This window comes from Fructobacillus broussonetiae (assembly GCF_018437275.1).
GTDB classification, from domain to species: domain Bacteria; phylum Bacillota; class Bacilli; order Lactobacillales; family Lactobacillaceae; genus Fructobacillus; species Fructobacillus broussonetiae.
In genome coordinates, this window is record NZ_JAAMFK010000001.1 from 241,350 (window position 1) to 257,482 (window position 16,133).

Genomic DNA, 16,133 nt, shown 5'->3' on the forward strand with positions numbered 1-16,133 from the left:
TAGGCTATCCTTTATTGTGCTGGGGTAGCTTAAACCCGGGCCATTGAGTCGAAGAGTTCTTCGCGTTGAACGTGAACAGTCACGCCAAGCTTGTCTCCGGCGGCTTTCAGGGCTTCGTGGACATCGTTAAACTTATCGTCTTTTTCGATGTTGACGAGCATGGACATGGTGAAGGTGCTGCCCATGATGGTTTGTGAGAGATCCAAAATGTTGGCATTGTTTTCGGAAAGGCACGTGGCAATTCCAGCAACGATTCCGGCCTTGTCTTTTCCGACAGCAGTAACAACAGCTTGCATAAGTATTCCTCTTTTTCTTTCTGTAAAAACGGCCCCTTCGGGGCCTTCAAACGTGAGGCCAACGGCCCTGCACTACTAAACCTTAGATAACTGACCCGTCGTATGGGATTTCTTCCATCTTATCGAGGTCGTAATCACTGACGGCCTCCACCTTGTGGAGGTAGGCCGTCAAAGACTTCGCTAACATCAGGTTCAACGTCACATCGTCTTCTTTGATGATGACAACAGGAATGTCCTTGGCATAGGCGTATCCCACTTCCCAGGCAGTCCCTGAATCAGCGTCGGCACCGTCAAAATCCGAGAGTGCAATCATCACATCGGCATTGTCGATGGCTTCCACATCAGAGGTGTAAGCGGCAACCTGCCATTCGGGTGAAAACATCTCAAACTCTTCGTGTTGGTGTTGTCGTGGTGAAAAAACATCACCAACTTGGGGATGGTCAGCTAACACCTTCTCCAAACGAGCAACCTGATCGACCTGTTTTTCAGAGAAAAAAGGTCCTGCGAGATACACATTCTTAGCCATAAGAACTCCTTTTGTTTTGTACTTGTTCTATAGTTTATCAAAAAAGACCCCAAACGGGGTCTTTTTCTTCGTTATTTTAAAGTACAAATTGGAATCATTTGCATCGGCTTGCTGGCCAGGAATAACACAATTCGAAGGCACTGGTGCTCCCAGCACTTATATTAAAAACAGAACGTTTACTTCGCCGTCTTATACAAACGGTAGTGGTCCTTCCAACCGGCAAAGTAGCATTGGCCAGCAGCCAACTTCCCTTCAGCAGCCAAAGCCACACCTTCCGTCTCACTATCATCGGATGAATCCAGCTTCTGACTTTCGAACACCTTCTCGTATTCGGTCACTGAGAGCTTCATACGAGCGTCCAACATACCTTGGACGTCCTGCTCTGCCAAAACGTCTTCATAGCCCTGAGTGAGCGTAAGAGAGAACAATTCGGCTTCGGCACCTGAGCCAAAGGAGAATACACCGACACGGTCGCCAGCCTGATAACCTTTGGCCTCCTTCAAGAGGCTCATGAGTGACAGGTAAACAGATCCAGTGTAAAGGTTTCCAACGTAACGGTTGTAAAACTGTGAGGCAGCCAATTGTTCCATGAAGTAGGCCTGTTTTGTTGACGTCACTTCATCAAGGATTTGTTCGAGGGCCTTCTTCCCCATCTTCGTGTATGGCAAGTGGAAGGCAAAGCCCTTGAAGTCAGGCAAGTGCAAGCCCGTGTTCTTCTTGTAGGCATTCCACAAGTCCATGAACATTTCCTTATAGATGTCGGTCGACAAGTGACCGTCGACTAAGGCAATGTCGGAATCGATTGGACGCCAGAAGTCCTTTTCGTCCTTTGATTCGTAGACGGAGTCATCGTTGATAACAGCGACCTTAGGGTCAGTTGAAATCAACATGGCAACGGCCCCACCACCCTGGGTGACTTCACCGGGTGTCTTCAAACCGTAGCGCGCAATGTCAGAGGCGATCACCAAGACCTTCTTGTCTGGGTGAAGCGTGACGAAGTCCTTGGCCTGCATCAAGGCAAAGGTTCCCGCGTAACAGGCCTGCTTCATTTCAATGGCACGGATGCTATCACGCAAGCCGAGCTGGTCTTTTGCAAACATCGCACCGGATTTGGAGTTGTCGACTCCGGATTCAGAGGCAAACAAAAGCATCTCGACGGCGGCGCGGTCCGCGTCCGACTTTAAAAGCTTTGACGCCGCGTTGACACCCATGGTGACAACGTCTTCGAAGTTGGGGATGACCGTCTGCACGGACTGCCCAATGCCAATCGTGAACTTGTCGGGTTCTTCACCGCGGGCATTGGCCAAATCGACCATGTCCAAGGAATAACCTGGCGTGTAAAACGAAATTCCTTCAATTCCAACTGCCATATAACACTCCTTTTTTAAGCAAAAAAGCGCTTTTCAGCGCTTTGGTTGAAACATTAATCGTACAAAGCCTTGACCTTGGCTTGGATGGATTCTGATGAGATGAATTCATCGTAGGTCGTATCCAAACGGTCAACCACACCCTTGTTTGAAACTTCAACAATGTGGTTTGCGGTCGTTTCCAAGAACTCGTGATCGTGAGAAGTCATGATAACAGAACCCTTGAAGTCCGCAACGGCATCGTTCATTGATTGGATGGACTCCAAATCCAAGTGGTTGGTTGGGTCATCCAAGAGCAAGACGTTTGCCTTCAGCAACATCATCTTGGCCAAAACGATACGAACCTTTTCTCCTCCAGAGAGGACCTTGATTTGCTTCAAGGCGTCGTCACCCTTGAAGAGCATTTGACCAAGCATACCACGGAGTGATGTGTTGTCCTTTTGTTCTTCTTCGGCGTATTCACGCAACCAGTCCAAGATAACGTCTTCTTGGTTGTCAAAGTTGTCGTTCAAATCCTTTGCCAAGTATGACTGTGAAGTCGTCACACCCCAGGTAACCGTTCCTTCGTCCGGTTCCATGGTACCAGCCAAGATTTGCATCAAGTTCGTGGTTGCCAAATCTGAACGAGACAGGATGGCGATCTTGTCACCAGGACGACCAGTGAAGGTAATGTTGTCCAAGACCTTTTCGCCATCGATGGTCTTTGAAATGCCTTCAACCTTCACCATGTCGTTTCCGAGTTCACGGTTCATAGGGAAAGAGATGTAAGGATACTTACGTGATGAAGGCTTGATATCATCCAAAGTAATCTTGTCCAACTGCTTTTTACGAGCAGTGGCCTGCTTGGACTTGGAAGCGTTGGCTGAGAATCGCGCAACGAATTCTTGAAGCTGCTTGATTTGTTCTTCCTTCTTTGCGTTTTGCTGAGAAGCCAAACGTTGGGCCAATTCAGCTGATTCACGCCAGAAGTCGTAGTTACCAACGAACGGCGTGATCTTACCGTAGTCAACATCCAAAATGTTTGTCGAAACAACGTTCAAGAAGTGACGGTCGTGGGATACGACGATGACAAGGTTTTCGAAATCGGCCAAGAAGTCTTCCAACCAAGCAATGGTTTGCACGTCAAGACCGTTGGTTGGTTCGTCTAGAACCAAGATGTCGGGGTTACCGAACAAGGCTTGGGCCAAGAGGACCTTCACCTTGTCGTTTTCGGTGACTTCACCCATCAACGTGTATTGCATACCTTCGTCGATGCCAAGCTTTGTGAGCAACTGCGCCGCTTCGGCTTCGGCGTTCCAACCGTCGAGTTCTTCGAATTCGGCAGACAAGTCACCAACGCGAACACCGTCTTCGTCTGAGAAGTCAGGCTTAGCGTAGATGGCATCCATTTCAGTCTTCACTTCATACAAACGCTTGTGACCTTGAACAACCGTGTCCATGACCGTTGAGTCGTCGTACTTAAAGTGATCCTGTTCCAATGAAGACATCCGCTCACCCGTGGTGATGTTGATCTGTCCTTCAGTTGGTTCGAGTTGTCCTTGGAGCAACTTCAAGAAAGTTGACTTACCTGCTCCGTTGGCTCCGATGATTCCATACGTGTGGCCGGGAACCAATTTTAAGTTAACGTCCTGGTAGAGCTTCTTACCAGAGAATGAAAAGCTCATATCTGAAACTGTAATCAAAGTGTTTCTCCTCCGAATTTCATTAAAATGCGAGAATTACCTTATAACAGTCTAACAGAAAAACGCCCGTAAATGGGCGCTTTTAGTGAAATCAATTGTTAGACATCCTGGTAGCCACCGTCCACTGGCAATTCGTCCAGTGAGGGCTCCAAGGGTTCGGCATTCAAGTAAGTAAACATAGCTAAGACGAGGTACAAGAGCGCCAAGTAGTAACCATACGTGTCGTTAACAAAGCCAAAGAGTGCCGTTCCCAAAAGACCGAAGGTCAATGGCTGTGCCAATAGAACGGGTAACTTCCAACCTTGGTGCTTAACTGCTGCACCAAAGGCCAAGGCGAAGAGGCCGTTGATCAAAAAGTAGAGAGCGATGACCTTGGTCAACGTGCTCAGGTTCAACCAGGAGGCAATCATAGGCAAGATGACAGTCACGAGGACAATCATCGCTGACCAAAAGTAAACTGGTCTTTTTACCCATTCTTTGAATCGGTTCATGGTCGTATCTCCTAAAAATAATCTATTCACATTATAGTTGTTTTTAAAAATACTGGCAAGCAATTTGGCGCTCATGAGCGCCCTCTTTGCATTAGGCTTAGGATGTCTTTTTCAGTCCAAGTCGCACCATTCTCAAAGCCCTAGCTCCCAAATTGTTGAGAGTGCAGAAAGCGTGTACAAAGGAGCCGTTTCGGCACGGAGAATACGTGGTCCGAGTCCGGCAGGAGCAAATCCCGCCTCCTTCAAGCCGTTGATCTCTTCCTCTGACAAACCACCCTCTGGGCCAAAGAGCACGGCCAAGCGTTGACCAGCTTTGACCTCTTCGGCGACCTTCACGAGCGTGGCCTTCTCCCCTTGCTTAGCGGATTCTTCCCAGGCAACGAGCCCGAAGTCTTTGTCTTCGGCAAGCGCTTTGGAATAATCCTCAAAAACGATGTCTGGCACCTTCAAACGGTGGGACTGTTCCGCGGCGTTCAAGGCGATTTTTTCCAAGCGAGTCATCTTCTTTTCGGCCTGCTTGCCCCAGTCGACAACCGTTCGTTCCATCTTGGTTAAGACGATGCGGTCGACACCGAGTTCGGTTGCCTTTTGAACGAACCATTCGGTGCGGTCGTTTTTAACGGGTGACACGATTAGGGTCACTTTGGCCGGTAATTCAACTTTCTGGTCGAGTTCTTCTTGCACTTCCAATGAAGCAGAATCGCTATTGATATCCTTTAACTCGGCTACTACTAAGCGCTCCGAGGCATCCACGAACTCTGCCTTGGAACCGACTTTGGAACGACGGACACGAACCAGGTGGTGGTAGGTGTTTGAATCCCCTGCCAGCTCAAAGTGCGAGTCCACGTTTTGATCTAAGAAATAACGGTGCATGCTTAGCCCTCCTGCTGCTTTTGGCAGATGTACGCGTGCCAGGTTCCGCTCACCATCTTTTGCTGGATAATAAAGTCAGCCCCGACCAAGGCCTCTTCAATCCCCTGTGCCACGTCATCATAGATGCCAGACACCAGGAAGTGTCCGCCAGGCTTCACGATTGGTGCGACCTGTGGAATCAACGGCGTGATGACGTCGGCCAAAATGTTGGCCATGACAAGGTCCACGCCCCCGGCGCTGAAGGACGTTGGCACGTCCTTCATCAAATCGGACGCCATAACCTTCACGTCAGACGCCACCGGATTCAATGCCAAGTTCTCCTCGGCCGTCTTCACAGCGTCCTCGTCGATGTCGGTGGCCAGCAACTCACCGGCACCCAGGTGCTTGGCAGCGACCGCTAAGACCCCGGAACCCGTTCCAACGTCGATGGTCTTTTCACCGCCGCGCACGACAGCTTCGATGGCTTGCAACATCAAAGAAGTCGTTGGGTGCGTTCCTGTTCCAAAGGCTTGGTCGGGATCCATCACAATGAGCTTCTCGTCTTCTTGTTCCTTCTGATAGTCTTCCCAGGCTGGCACAACCGTGAAGCGGTTCGTCACACGTGAGGCATGGTAGAAGTTCTTCCACTCGTTTTCATAAGTATCAGAGCTTAGGCTTTCGTTAATCACAGGTGTTGGATCAAGAGAAACTCCCTGCTCCTTTAGAATGGCAAGGCCGGCAGTGTAGGTTGCCAGGCGCTTTTCCCAGCCTTCGTTGGCCTGGTCTTCATAAATGGTTAAGGACTGGTCGCCCTGCTCGACACCGTCTGCACCGAGTTCGATTAAGACGGAAACCACGAGGTCTTGTAACTCAGGCGCAACCGTCCAGCTTACTTTTTGATAAGTTGTCATTTGATATCCTTTTCAATAAAAAACCGGGAAACAAGTTCCCGGTTTTCTTCTTTAAATTTTGGCGTCGGGAAAGCCGAAATCACATGCGTCAAAGACGCGTCCAACTAATCTTACCAAGTGGTCACCCACTCTTCAATCCCAACAATCGTTATTCGTCTGTTTTTTCGCTAACAGAACCTTGGTCTTCCTTTTCGGTCAAACCATCGACTTCCTTGACGTCGTCAGGTCGATCCTCGAAGTCAGACTTGGAATTCCCTTCGGGACCAAGATTATCACCGTCGGCCATGATGTTTGGCGCAAAATCTACGACAACTTTACCGTATACGTGGTGGCCAGCGACATCTAGGTTGGCGTGGCGAATGTTGTTTGCCGTAAGGCCGTGGTAGACCTTTGTGACGGTGGACTTGATGTCCCCGCTTTCAAGCAACTGCGAAATCTTTTCCAAGATTTGTCCCTGTTCAGCGAGGTAGACGTTTTCGTTACCACGAGCAAGCATGTAGACCCAACTAAAGGAAGCGGCCTTGGACTTTAGTTCACCTAAGTCCACAGGTACCGTGGTGTCCACGATGGAAGCGATTTGTCCATAAGGACGAATCAAGCGAACCATGAGGTCCCAGTAACCGGTGGTGTCTTGCAAGTTGGCAATGTAGTCCACCTGGTCGAAACCAGCGGCCTTTGTTTGCTTAACCAAATCAAGGTGATAGTCCAAGACGAAGTCCGCACCCATCTTGTGAACCCACTTCTTTGATTCAGGGTTACCGGCAGTGGCCAAAACGGTCATGCCCATGTACTTCGCCAATTGAATCAAAACAGAACCAACACCACCGGCGCCGTTAAGCACGAGAAGAGCCTTTTCACGAGCGGCGTTCCGTTCCACTGGTAAGTGGAAACCGTGGTGCATGATGTCGTGGGCCGTGACGGATGTCAAAGGCATTGCAGCGGCTGCCACATCGTCCAGGCGGCTTGGCGCGTGAGCAATCAAGTTCGAGTCAACCACTTGATAGGCAGCATCCGCACCTGCTTGGCGTTGCTTACCAGCGTAAAACACACGGTCCCCCACTGAAAAACGGGTAACACATGAGCCAACGGCGGCAACACGTCCAACGACGTCTAACCCAAAGATACGGAAGACACCAGTGTTGGTGTAGCCGGCACGCATTTTGGTGTCGACGGGGTTAACCGCAGAGGCCAAAACCTGGACGAGGACTTCGTTATCGCGAGGCATGGGCTTGTTAACGGTACGTTCGATGAAGGCGTCTTCAGCCTCCAAAGGACCGTTGTGGGTTATCCCAACAGCGTCCATTTTTGGATGAAAGTGATCTGAAATTGCACCAATTACTGATTTAAATGGCATAGTGAAACTCCTAACTGAATTTCTTTACTTAGTTTTATTCTAAATCAGTTTTATCGATTTTTCAATCTTACCTCTTAGATATCTGAATTCTTTTAAATATATAAAAGTCAAAACCGGACTAGCATGCTAATCCACAGCGTTAATTTAGAAAATAAAAAAGCAGACCGCACCGGGTCTGACTTTTATATTTATTCTAAACTAGAATAATTCTTAATGTCCACGAGCATACTTCTCGTCTTCATCCGTTTTCAAAACGGCCATGAAGGCTTCTTGTGGCACCGTTACCGTTCCAACGGACTTCATGCGGGCCTTACCACGCTTCTGCTTGTCCAAGAGCTTGGCACGACGATCAGGGTCACCCGTGTGAATCTTTGAGGTAACGTCCTTACGATAAGCCTTGATGTTGGTACGGGCCAAAATCTTGTTTCCAATAGCGGCCTGAACTGGAATTTCAAAGTTTTGACGAGGAATGATTTCCTTCAACTTCGACGTGATGACACGGCCACGTTCGGCTGCGTTGTTGCGGTGAACGATGAATGACAAGGCATCGACCTTGTCCCCGTTCAAGAGGATGTCGATCTTAACCAAGTCGGCTGGACGGTAGCCGTCCAATTCGTAATCCAATGACGCAAAACCACGCGTGGATGACTTCAAACGGTCGAAGAAGTTGAAGATGATTTCAGACAACGGAATGTAGTACTTCACGTTCACACGGTTGTCGTCCAAATACTCCATCGTGTCGAACTCCCCACGTTTTTCTTGAGCGAGTTCCATGACGGGACCAACGTATTCTTCTGGCACCGTCAACTGGGCGTGAACGAATGGCTCTTGAATCTGCTTAATCTGTGGTGATTCAGGCAATTCAGAGGGGTTTTCAATCATGAGCGTTTCGCCGTCGACCGTTTCGACTTCGTAGGTAACAGAAGGCGCGGTCGTCACGAGCTCAAGGTCGAATTCACGTTCCAAACGTTCTTGAATGACATCCATGTGCAGGAGGCCTAGGAATCCAACACGGAAACCGAATCCCAAGGCTTGGGAAGTTTCGGGTTCGAAGGTCAAAGCGGCATCGTTTAGTTGCAAGCGTTCCAAGGCTTCACGCAAATCACCGTACTTAGCGTTGTCAGCCGGGTACAAACCGGAGTACACCATTGGCGTCATTGGTTGGTAACCAGGCAATGGTTCAGCGGCGGGGTTGTCCACGAGCGTGATTGTATCACCAGAGTGGGTCGTGGAGATATCCTTGATGGCGGCCGTCATGTAACCAACGTCTCCAGCCATCAAGTAGTCACGCTTTTGGGCGTTCGGTGACATCACACCGACTTCTGTGACTTCGTATTCGGCCCCGGTGTTCATCATGCGCACCTTGTCCCCTGGCTTAACGAAACCTTCGCGGACACGCATGTTAACCACAACCCCACGGTATGGGTCGTACTGGGAATCGAAGATAAGTGCACGTAGTGGTGCATCCAAGTCACCGTCAGGTGCTGGGAAGTCTGAAACGATGCGTTCCAACAATTCAGGAATACCGATTCCCTTCTTTGCGGAAACTAAGACGGCGTCGTCTGCAGGCAAGCAAATCATGTCTTCGATTTCGCCCTTGACCTTGTCAACGTCTGCGGATGGCAAGTCAATCTTGTTCAAGACGGGCAAGATTTCGAGGTCGTTATCGATGGCCAAGTAAACGTTAGCCAACGTCTGGGCTTCAACCCCCTGCGCGGCGTCGACAACCAAGATGGCTCCTTCGGCAGCGGCGAGAGAACGAGAAACTTCATAGGAGAAGTCGACGTGCCCTGGCGTGTCAATGAGGTGGAAGATGTATTCTTCCCCGTTGTTTGCCTTGTAGTTCACTTCAACGGCGTTCAGCTTGATGGTGATCCCACGCTCACGTTCGAGGTCCATGGTATCGAGCAGTTGGCTTTGCATGTCACGTTCGGCCACCGTCTTGGTCTGTTCCAAGATTCGGTCGGCAATCGTGGATTTCCCGTGGTCGATGTGCGCCACAATTGAGAAATTTCGAATCCGCTTTTGTCGTTCTTTTAGTTGGTCAATCGTAAAATCTGCCATGTATATCCTACTTTTTAAGAGTTATTAGTCTTCTCTAGTTTACAGGAAATTGCCCTTTAAATAAAGCGTTCATCCCCGTTTGGGCAATAACAATCATTCCATTGAAGCATCATCCTCACAACTCTCCTGCTGTAAAAGTCAGACCCGAACCATCCTCAAAGTTAACACCCCGATTACTTTTATCGGTGGCTAATCGCCCTATCAAATTCCTTATTGGAATTATTGCTGTACTATTCCTAATCAGCATAAGAAAAGCCTTGCTTTCGGTATATAATGACGTTGTTGAAGAGGAAGCGTCCAGTTGGCGGAAAACAGGTGGGCGGCTCGGCATCCCCATGTGCCTCCTTTTCAACCGGTGATGGTATCCATCCTTTCTTTATTATATTTGGAATATTTCACTCCGATACGCATCACCTCCTTTCTAGGGCGATGGCGCTGTGTTTTTAACATAGGTCTCACCTCCTTTCGAAAAGACGGGCTTTGGCTCGTCTTTTTTACGTTGTCTTACATCACTTGCCAACCCCGTTCTCAGTGCTATAATAGAGGCATAGAAAAAGCAGGAGAACTCCAACTCTCCTGCTTCCGTAGCAAACCCACAAAGTGGTGGCTACCCAAGTTATTTAATGAAAAACAACCATCTCGAGCCGTCCAAAGCAGAGATGGTTATTTTTTATTGATTGAGTTGATTAGCTTAAAAGACGATTTCGCGCTTGTCTTTTTTATGTTGTCTTCCATTCACTTGCCAATCACGTTCTCAGTGCTTATAATAAAGGCATAGAAAAAGCAGAAGAGCTGTAACTCTCCTGCTTCCGTAGCAAACCCACAATGTGGTGGCTACCCGATTGAGTTATAAAATAACCATCTCAGGCGTGCAAAGCAGAGATGGTTATTTTTTGTTGATTGAGTTGATTAGCTTAAACATAAACCCAATTAGCAACCCAATCAACATGATTAGGAACATGCCAAACGCAATGAGAATGTTAATAAGCTCTGGAACCGAAATCAAGATCTATCCTCCTTTCCACGAAATTTTTAACTTACATTTTTCCATAAGTTACCTCCTCCATGGTTAGAAAAGGATAGCCACCATCGTTGCCTGTTTGCTACACGGTCATTATAGCAGGTTTTCGAAAGATGAAAAGCACTAAAAATAGCGCTGTTAAGCGGTTTATAAGACATTTTGAAAGGTTTACTTACACAACTTTTAGAACTTATTCTAAGTAAAAGGACAAAAAAGACGAGCTAATTGGCTCGTCTTTTTTAGCTTAATCATATTGCCATTTCTCACGACCATACTCTTTCTCATCAACAAACAATCCAATTTCTCGATTGAAGGCTGCAATCTCTTCTGGATCATCATTCCAAATATCAGGGTACTTCTCTTTATCGTTGTCTAAGAAATGAAATAAAATCAAGTCCGCAATTTTTCTTGTATCCAGTAAATCGCCAGCTAGTATTTCTATTTTCCGATTTTTGGCCAACTCGAATTTTTCATCAATAAACTCATTATTATCTTTCATGCTACTTCCTCCTTATTTTTAATTCGGAATTTATCTACTGGAATCATACTCTCGAACAAATAAAAAAACGACCTTTACGGTCGTTTAGGACAAACAAATTGGATCTAGTGATCTACCTTATCAGCGTACTTCGTAGAAAAAGCAATCATCTCTAGTAACTTTTTCTTCAGTTTTTCATCACGCTCATTGATTGAATTTATATCAAAAGTTTCAGATTCAGTATCGATAGAACTATTTAAAAATGTGGGTAAGCTTAACCCTACTAGATTCTGTGTATCTGGGTCCTTATAATCAACCTTAGCCTGAAAATTCTTTTGACTAAGGGCAGAATTATAAGGAGTTAACGTCAAATTACCAAGCTTATGGACATTTTGTTCCTGCTTCATTTTAGCAAGACTTTCATCGCCGTTTGCGATTGCCTTAACCCAATGTGGTGGAAGACCTCCCTTGGGAAGAATATGTTCAATCGTCCATCTCAAATTCTTTCCATTAAAATCATCCAGATTATCAGGATTACTGTGATCGAAGAAGTTACCAAACTTTCTTTCCAAGTTAATGAGAACAAAGCGTGTAGTCCGCTTATTAGACTGATACATATCAGATTCTGTTGCTGCCAAAAATGCAGTATCCGAAGGAGCCTCTGCATTAATTCGGCTTTCCACGTAAGCCATCAACTCGTCGCCCTTGAGTTTTTTCTTTTCAATATTGTAACGCCAAAGATTGAAAAAACCACGTAAATTAGAAGCTTTTGGAATACTTACAAAATTACGACGAATGAATAAATTAATAATCATAGTTATCAAATCATCCAGATGCTCGTCAGTAAGTTTGTATTTTTCCCTATTCATATAAATATTTAACAAAAATGGATAACATGTCGTAGCATCCAATTGAGATAATCCGTTTAAGTCATAGGTGTACTTATCACTAGTCAAATCAATTTTGTTGTACTCGTCAGCACGTTCAATTAATTCGTATATATATTCAGGATGTCCATCTAATAGTTTTTCATATTCTTTAACAATCTGCCCTTTTGTGATGCTTGACCATCCATCTTGTTCAAAAGCATCATAATTGTAAGTTACAAAACGAGTCATCTTTTTATCATCAATATTTTCATCATGCGTGAATATATCAATGAGTTCTTCCCATTTGCGAATATTGCATCCTTCATTTTTCAAATACATATTCTTCAATAAATCTAAAGGAGTTAATGGCAACCCCTTACTATTTAAGCTTTCAAAGACCTGATAAGCATCGTTCAATGTTGTTAACGAAATTCTTAGAATAGTTAAATTACAAATTTTATTTTCATAAATATCGAGAATTTTCGTCAAACTTAGACCCTTTAACAAAGTATCTCTTATAAATTTATACCGCTTATAAAAAAGTATTCTACCATCGATATTCACACTCGATTTTGGCTCAATTACTGATTGTATTAGCTTCTTCCAAATTAATTGATCCTTTTGCAACAATTCCACTCTAGTCATAAAAGAATCTTGATCAGAAATTAATTGCTTTTGGATGCGGTCCAATTGAACTGCAATATGATCATTCATCTTTTGAGAAAGTTTCTCAGCCTCACGAAGTTCAGAAATCTTATAATACATAGCTAAAAGCATAAGGCTAAGTGTTGTAATGCGTTGTTGACCATCAACTATATTTTCAATATCATCATCCCCATCTTCAGGATTTACGATCATATTTCCAACATAGTAACCTGCTGGTTCATCAATTATATCCGTGAACAATTCATCAATTTGCTCATTCTTCCATGAGTAACTACGCTGATACTCAGGTATTATTAAACGTTTTTTATGAAGAACATCTTCAAAATTTAATGAGTCGGAATCAATTTTCATCTTCAGCTCTCCCAATTTAATCTAATATACATTAGATCATGAATAATCAAAGTAGTAAATAAAAAATAGATACTTTTTGTCTAATTGTAATATTAAACACAAAATATGCCTCCTCTTTTCCAGCAGTTAGTGAGGCACTCCCATCCAATCAAAAAAGCCGGGCCCGGTACGGGTCCGACTTTTTCATATTGAGTAAATTACTTGATGACGATTTCTTCGATGTCACCAAGGGCGTTGATGAGCGTGTTGATAGCGTTCAACTGTGCGTAGCGGTTGTTCTTGACCGCTTCGTCATCGTCGTTAACCATCGTGTGATCGAAGTAAGCAGAAATTGGTGCTTGGAGCTTTGCGAGTACTTCGTAAAGCGCTTCGGCCCCTTCTGCCTTCAAGGTGTCAAGTGACATGTCCTTCGTTGCTTCGTACAAGGCCTTTTCCTGGTCGTTTGCAAGCAATGCCGGATCAACCGGTGCCTCAACTGGCACCTTCTTAGCTAAGCGAGCCACACGTGACAAGGCTTCCATCACTTCACGGAAGTCCGCGTCAGTGCTGTGCTTTGAAAGGACCTTCGTACGGTCAGCCACGTAGACGTAGTCACCGATGACCACGTTTGCCGTTCCAGCCGTCACGATGTCCTTGCGGATACCAGCGTCCAAAGCTTGCTTGCGGACACGGTCAGTCAAGAATGAGAGAACCAAGTCCAAGTTCGCATCGGTCACATCCCCGTTTGCCTGCTTAAATTCCGTGAGCAGATCAAGCAAGTTGAAGTGCCAGTTGAAGGCTTGCAATGTCTTCACAACACCGGCAGCGGCACGACGGAGACCGTAAGGGTCGTTTGCACCTGATGGAATCATGTCGTGGGCAAAGAAGGTTACGATGGAGTCCAACTTGTCGGCGATGGCCAAAACGGCACCAATGGTTGATTGCGCCACTTCACCGTCGGCTGACGTTGGCAAGTAGTGTTCGTAGATGGCCTTGGCGACGGCGTCGTCTTCGCCCATCATCTTGGCGTAGTGTTCACCCATGACACCCTGGAGCTCGTCGAATTCACCGACCATTCCAGTCATCAAATCGAACTTGTAGATTTGAGCCGCACGGGCCAAGTCCTTCTTTTCTTGGTCAGAAAGGTTCAAGTTGTCGGCCATCTTAGCTGACAAGCCAGCAACACGTTCCATGTGTTCGTAAACCGTTCCAATCTTTTCGTGGAAGACCAACTTCTTCACGCGTTCCATGTAATCGGCGATGGTCTTTTGCTGGTCTTCCTTGTAGAAGAAGGCCGCGTCTTCCAAACGGGCAACCAAGACCTTTTCGTTACCACGGGCAACGTTTTCGATGTGGTCGGCGTTTCCGTTACGGACAGAAAGGAAGTGTGGCAAGAGGTCGCCAGCTTCGTTTGTCACGAAGAAGAAGCGTTGGTGGTCACGCATTGACGTAATCAAAACTTCCTTAGGCAATTCCAAGTACTTCTTGTCGAAGTTACCGGAAAAGGCCGTTGGCCATTCCACGATGTTGTTCACTTCTTCCAAGAGGTCCTTTGCCATGTCGGATTCGAGGTCCAAGACCCAGCCTTCCTTTGTGGCAATGGCCATGAGCTGATCCTTGATGGTTTGCTTGCGCTTGTCAGCGTCAACCATCACAAAGGCAGCTTCCAAGGTTGATTCGTAATCCTGTGCCGTTGCGATTTGAACATCTTCGTTTGACAAGAAGCGGTGGCCACGCGTGGTGTTTCCTGCTTCAACGTCAAGTACGGAGAATGGCACGATTTCGTTGTCCAAGAGTGACACGATCCAACGGATTGGACGGATGTAGTGGAAGCTGTGGTTTCCCCACTTCATGTAAGTGGTAAAGGTCATTTGCTCAACGACTTCCTTACCGATAAGGGCGAGGATTTCCTTGGCAGGAACACCAGCGATTTCCTTCTTGGCCCAGAGGTAGCCATCCTTTTCCGTCAGTTCTTCAGGCGTTGTTCCCTGACCGCGGGCGAACCCTTGGGCAGCCTTTGACCAGTTTCCTTCGTCATCCTTAGCGCGGTCAACAGCGGGTCCACGCTTCTCTTCAGCGATTGATTCTGAACCGTCGGCCAAGCCTTGCAAAGAAACGGCCAAACGACGTGGCGTTGAGAAAGGCTTGATCGTTTTCACGGCCAAACGATGTTCGTCCAAGAAGTCTTGAACGCGCTTTACTAATTGCTTTTCAGAAGACGTCACCAGGTGCGCTGGCATTTCTTCCAAACCAATTTCTAAGATGTAATCTGCCATTAGTTTTGCTCCTCTTTCTTCGTGTACTTACCCTTTTCACCAAGGTACTTGTCGCGCAATGCTTCATCCTTCAACAATGGGAAGCCGAGCTTTGCACGTTCTTCGATGAAGACGCGTGAGACCTGACGGGCCATTGAACGGATGCGGTGCAAGTAGCCAGCACGTTCCGTAACGGAAACCGTTCCGCGGGCGTCCAAGAGGTTAAAGGTGTGGGATGACTTCAAGATGTAGTCGTAGGCCGGGTGAACCAATCCGAGTTCCAAGTTGTGCTTGGCTTCTGCTTCGTAGTCGTCGAAGTGGCGGAGCAACATTTCTTGGTTTGATTCTTCAAAGGCGTACTTTGAGTGTTCGTATTCCGGTTCCTTAAAGATGTCACCGTACAAAACACCGTGTCCCCATTCGAGGTCGTAAACCGTTGGGACGTCTTGGATGTAAGAAGCCAAACGTTCCAACCCATACGTGATCTCGGCGGTAACAGAATCAACTTCGATTCCACCGACTTGTTGGAAGTAAGTAAACTGCGTGACTTCCATTCCATCAAGCCAAACTTCCCAACCGATACCAGCGGCACCCATTGAAGGGTTTTCCCAGTTATCTTCCACGAAACGAATGTCGTGTTCCAAAGGCTTAATGCCCAAGGCTTCCAAAGAAGCGAGGTACAATTCCTGAATGTTATCCGGTGATGGCTTCATCACTACCTGGAATTGGTGGTGTTGGAACAAACGGTTTGGGTTGTCCCCGTAACGACCGTCGGCCGGACGACGGGATGGTTGCACGTAGGCAGCCTTCCATGGTTCTGGACCATTAGCACGCAAGAACGTGTATGGGCTTTGCGTACCAGCTCCGACTTCGTTGTCATAGGCTTGCATGAGGTTGGCACCCTTTTCGGCCCAGAACTCTTGCAAGGTTAAGATAATATCTTGTACAGATAGTGCATCATTTGCCATAAT

The 16,133-nt window shown here is 46.7% G+C and carries 13 protein-coding genes; all 13 read right to left on the reverse strand.

Translation table 11 applies throughout. The features are described from left to right. Nucleotides 1–29: 29 nt before the first annotated feature. Complete coding sequence (locus G6R29_RS01185) at nt 30–296, reverse strand: ACT domain-containing protein (protein WP_213808529.1); 267 nt, start codon at nt 294–296, stop codon at nt 30–32. Between the two features lie 82 nt (nt 297–378). Then, nucleotides 379–822, reverse strand: coding sequence for a nucleoside 2-deoxyribosyltransferase (locus G6R29_RS01190; protein WP_213808530.1), 444 nt, complete (start codon nt 820–822; stop codon nt 379–381). A 176-nt stretch (nt 823–998) separates the two neighbouring features. Then, nucleotides 999–2,192 (reverse strand): hydroxymethylglutaryl-CoA synthase, encoded by a 1,194-nt coding sequence (locus G6R29_RS01195; protein WP_213808531.1) that lies wholly within the window; start codon nt 2,190–2,192, stop codon nt 999–1,001. A gap of 53 nt (nt 2,193–2,245) precedes the next feature. Then, nucleotides 2,246–3,871 (reverse strand): ABC-F family ATP-binding cassette domain-containing protein, encoded by a 1,626-nt coding sequence (locus G6R29_RS01200; protein WP_213808532.1) that lies wholly within the window; start codon nt 3,869–3,871, stop codon nt 2,246–2,248. Nucleotides 3,872–3,969: 98 nt separating this feature from the next. Continuing rightward, entirely contained in the window at nt 3,970–4,362 is a 393-nt protein-coding gene (locus tag G6R29_RS01205) for a hypothetical protein (protein ID WP_213808533.1), read from the reverse strand. Between the two features lie 132 nt (nt 4,363–4,494). Further along, nucleotides 4,495–5,235, reverse strand: a complete 741-nt coding sequence (locus G6R29_RS01210; RefSeq protein ID WP_213808534.1) for an RsmE family RNA methyltransferase — start codon at nt 5,233–5,235, stop codon at nt 4,495–4,497. A 2-nt stretch (nt 5,236–5,237) separates the two neighbouring features. After that, entirely contained in the window at nt 5,238–6,125 is an 888-nt protein-coding gene (gene prmA / locus G6R29_RS01215) for a 50S ribosomal protein L11 methyltransferase (protein ID WP_213808535.1), read from the reverse strand. Between the two features lie 148 nt (nt 6,126–6,273). After that, nucleotides 6,274–7,479 carry a zinc-binding alcohol dehydrogenase family protein gene (locus G6R29_RS01220; protein WP_213808536.1) on the reverse strand — a complete coding sequence of 402 codons (1,206 nt, stop codon included), beginning with the start codon at nt 7,477–7,479 and terminating at the stop codon, nt 6,274–6,276. Nucleotides 7,480–7,689: 210 nt separating this feature from the next. Next, nucleotides 7,690–9,543, reverse strand: a complete 1,854-nt coding sequence (gene lepA, locus G6R29_RS01225) for a translation elongation factor 4 (protein WP_213808537.1) — start codon at nt 9,541–9,543, stop codon at nt 7,690–7,692. A 1,265-nt stretch (nt 9,544–10,808) separates the two neighbouring features. Further along, entirely contained in the window at nt 10,809–11,063 is a 255-nt protein-coding gene (locus G6R29_RS01230) for a hypothetical protein (RefSeq protein WP_213808538.1), read from the reverse strand. A 104-nt stretch (nt 11,064–11,167) separates the two neighbouring features. Further along, complete coding sequence (locus tag G6R29_RS01235; protein ID WP_213808539.1) at nt 11,168–12,928, reverse strand: DUF262 domain-containing protein; 1,761 nt, start codon at nt 12,926–12,928, stop codon at nt 11,168–11,170. Between the two features lie 197 nt (nt 12,929–13,125). Then, the gene (gene glyS / locus G6R29_RS01240) at nt 13,126–15,183 is read right to left on the reverse strand and encodes a glycine--tRNA ligase subunit beta (protein ID WP_213808540.1); all 2,058 of its coding nucleotides are present in this window, start codon (nt 15,181–15,183) and stop codon (nt 13,126–13,128) included. After that, complete coding sequence (glyQ, locus tag G6R29_RS01245) at nt 15,183–16,130, reverse strand: glycine--tRNA ligase subunit alpha (protein WP_213808541.1); 948 nt, start codon at nt 16,128–16,130, stop codon at nt 15,183–15,185. Before glyQ ends, glyS begins: the two co-directional genes overlap by 1 nt. Between the last annotated feature and the right edge of the window lie 3 nt (nt 16,131–16,133).

What these genes read in the sequence shown, in the direction of transcription:
- G6R29_RS01185 (WP_213808529.1), bottom strand. Translation starts at nt 296, where the DNA reads ATGCAAGCTGTTGTTACTGCTGTCGGAAAAGACAAGGCCGGAATCGTT.
- G6R29_RS01190 (WP_213808530.1), bottom strand. Translation starts at nt 822, where the DNA reads ATGGCTAAGAATGTGTATCTCGCAGGACCTTTTTTCTCTGAAAAACAG.
- G6R29_RS01195 (WP_213808531.1), bottom strand. Translation starts at nt 2,192, where the DNA reads ATGGCAGTTGGAATTGAAGGAATTTCGTTTTACACGCCAGGTTATTCC.
- G6R29_RS01205 (WP_213808533.1), bottom strand. Translation starts at nt 4,362, where the DNA reads ATGAACCGATTCAAAGAATGGGTAAAAAGACCAGTTTACTTTTGGTCA.
- G6R29_RS01210 (WP_213808534.1), bottom strand. Translation starts at nt 5,235, where the DNA reads ATGCACCGTTATTTCTTAGATCAAAACGTGGACTCGCACTTTGAGCTG.
- prmA (WP_213808535.1), bottom strand. Translation starts at nt 6,125, where the DNA reads ATGACAACTTATCAAAAAGTAAGCTGGACGGTTGCGCCTGAGTTACAA.
- G6R29_RS01220 (WP_213808536.1), bottom strand. Translation starts at nt 7,479, where the DNA reads ATGCCATTTAAATCAGTAATTGGTGCAATTTCAGATCACTTTCATCCA.
- lepA (WP_213808537.1), bottom strand. Translation starts at nt 9,543, where the DNA reads ATGGCAGATTTTACGATTGACCAACTAAAAGAACGACAAAAGCGGATT.
- G6R29_RS01230 (WP_213808538.1), bottom strand. Translation starts at nt 11,063, where the DNA reads ATGAAAGATAATAATGAGTTTATTGATGAAAAATTCGAGTTGGCCAAA.
- G6R29_RS01235 (WP_213808539.1), bottom strand. Translation starts at nt 12,928, where the DNA reads ATGAAAATTGATTCCGACTCATTAAATTTTGAAGATGTTCTTCATAAA.
- glyS (WP_213808540.1), bottom strand. Translation starts at nt 15,183, where the DNA reads ATGGCAGATTACATCTTAGAAATTGGTTTGGAAGAAATGCCAGCGCAC.
- glyQ (WP_213808541.1), bottom strand. Translation starts at nt 16,130, where the DNA reads ATGGCAAATGATGCACTATCTGTACAAGATATTATCTTAACCTTGCAA.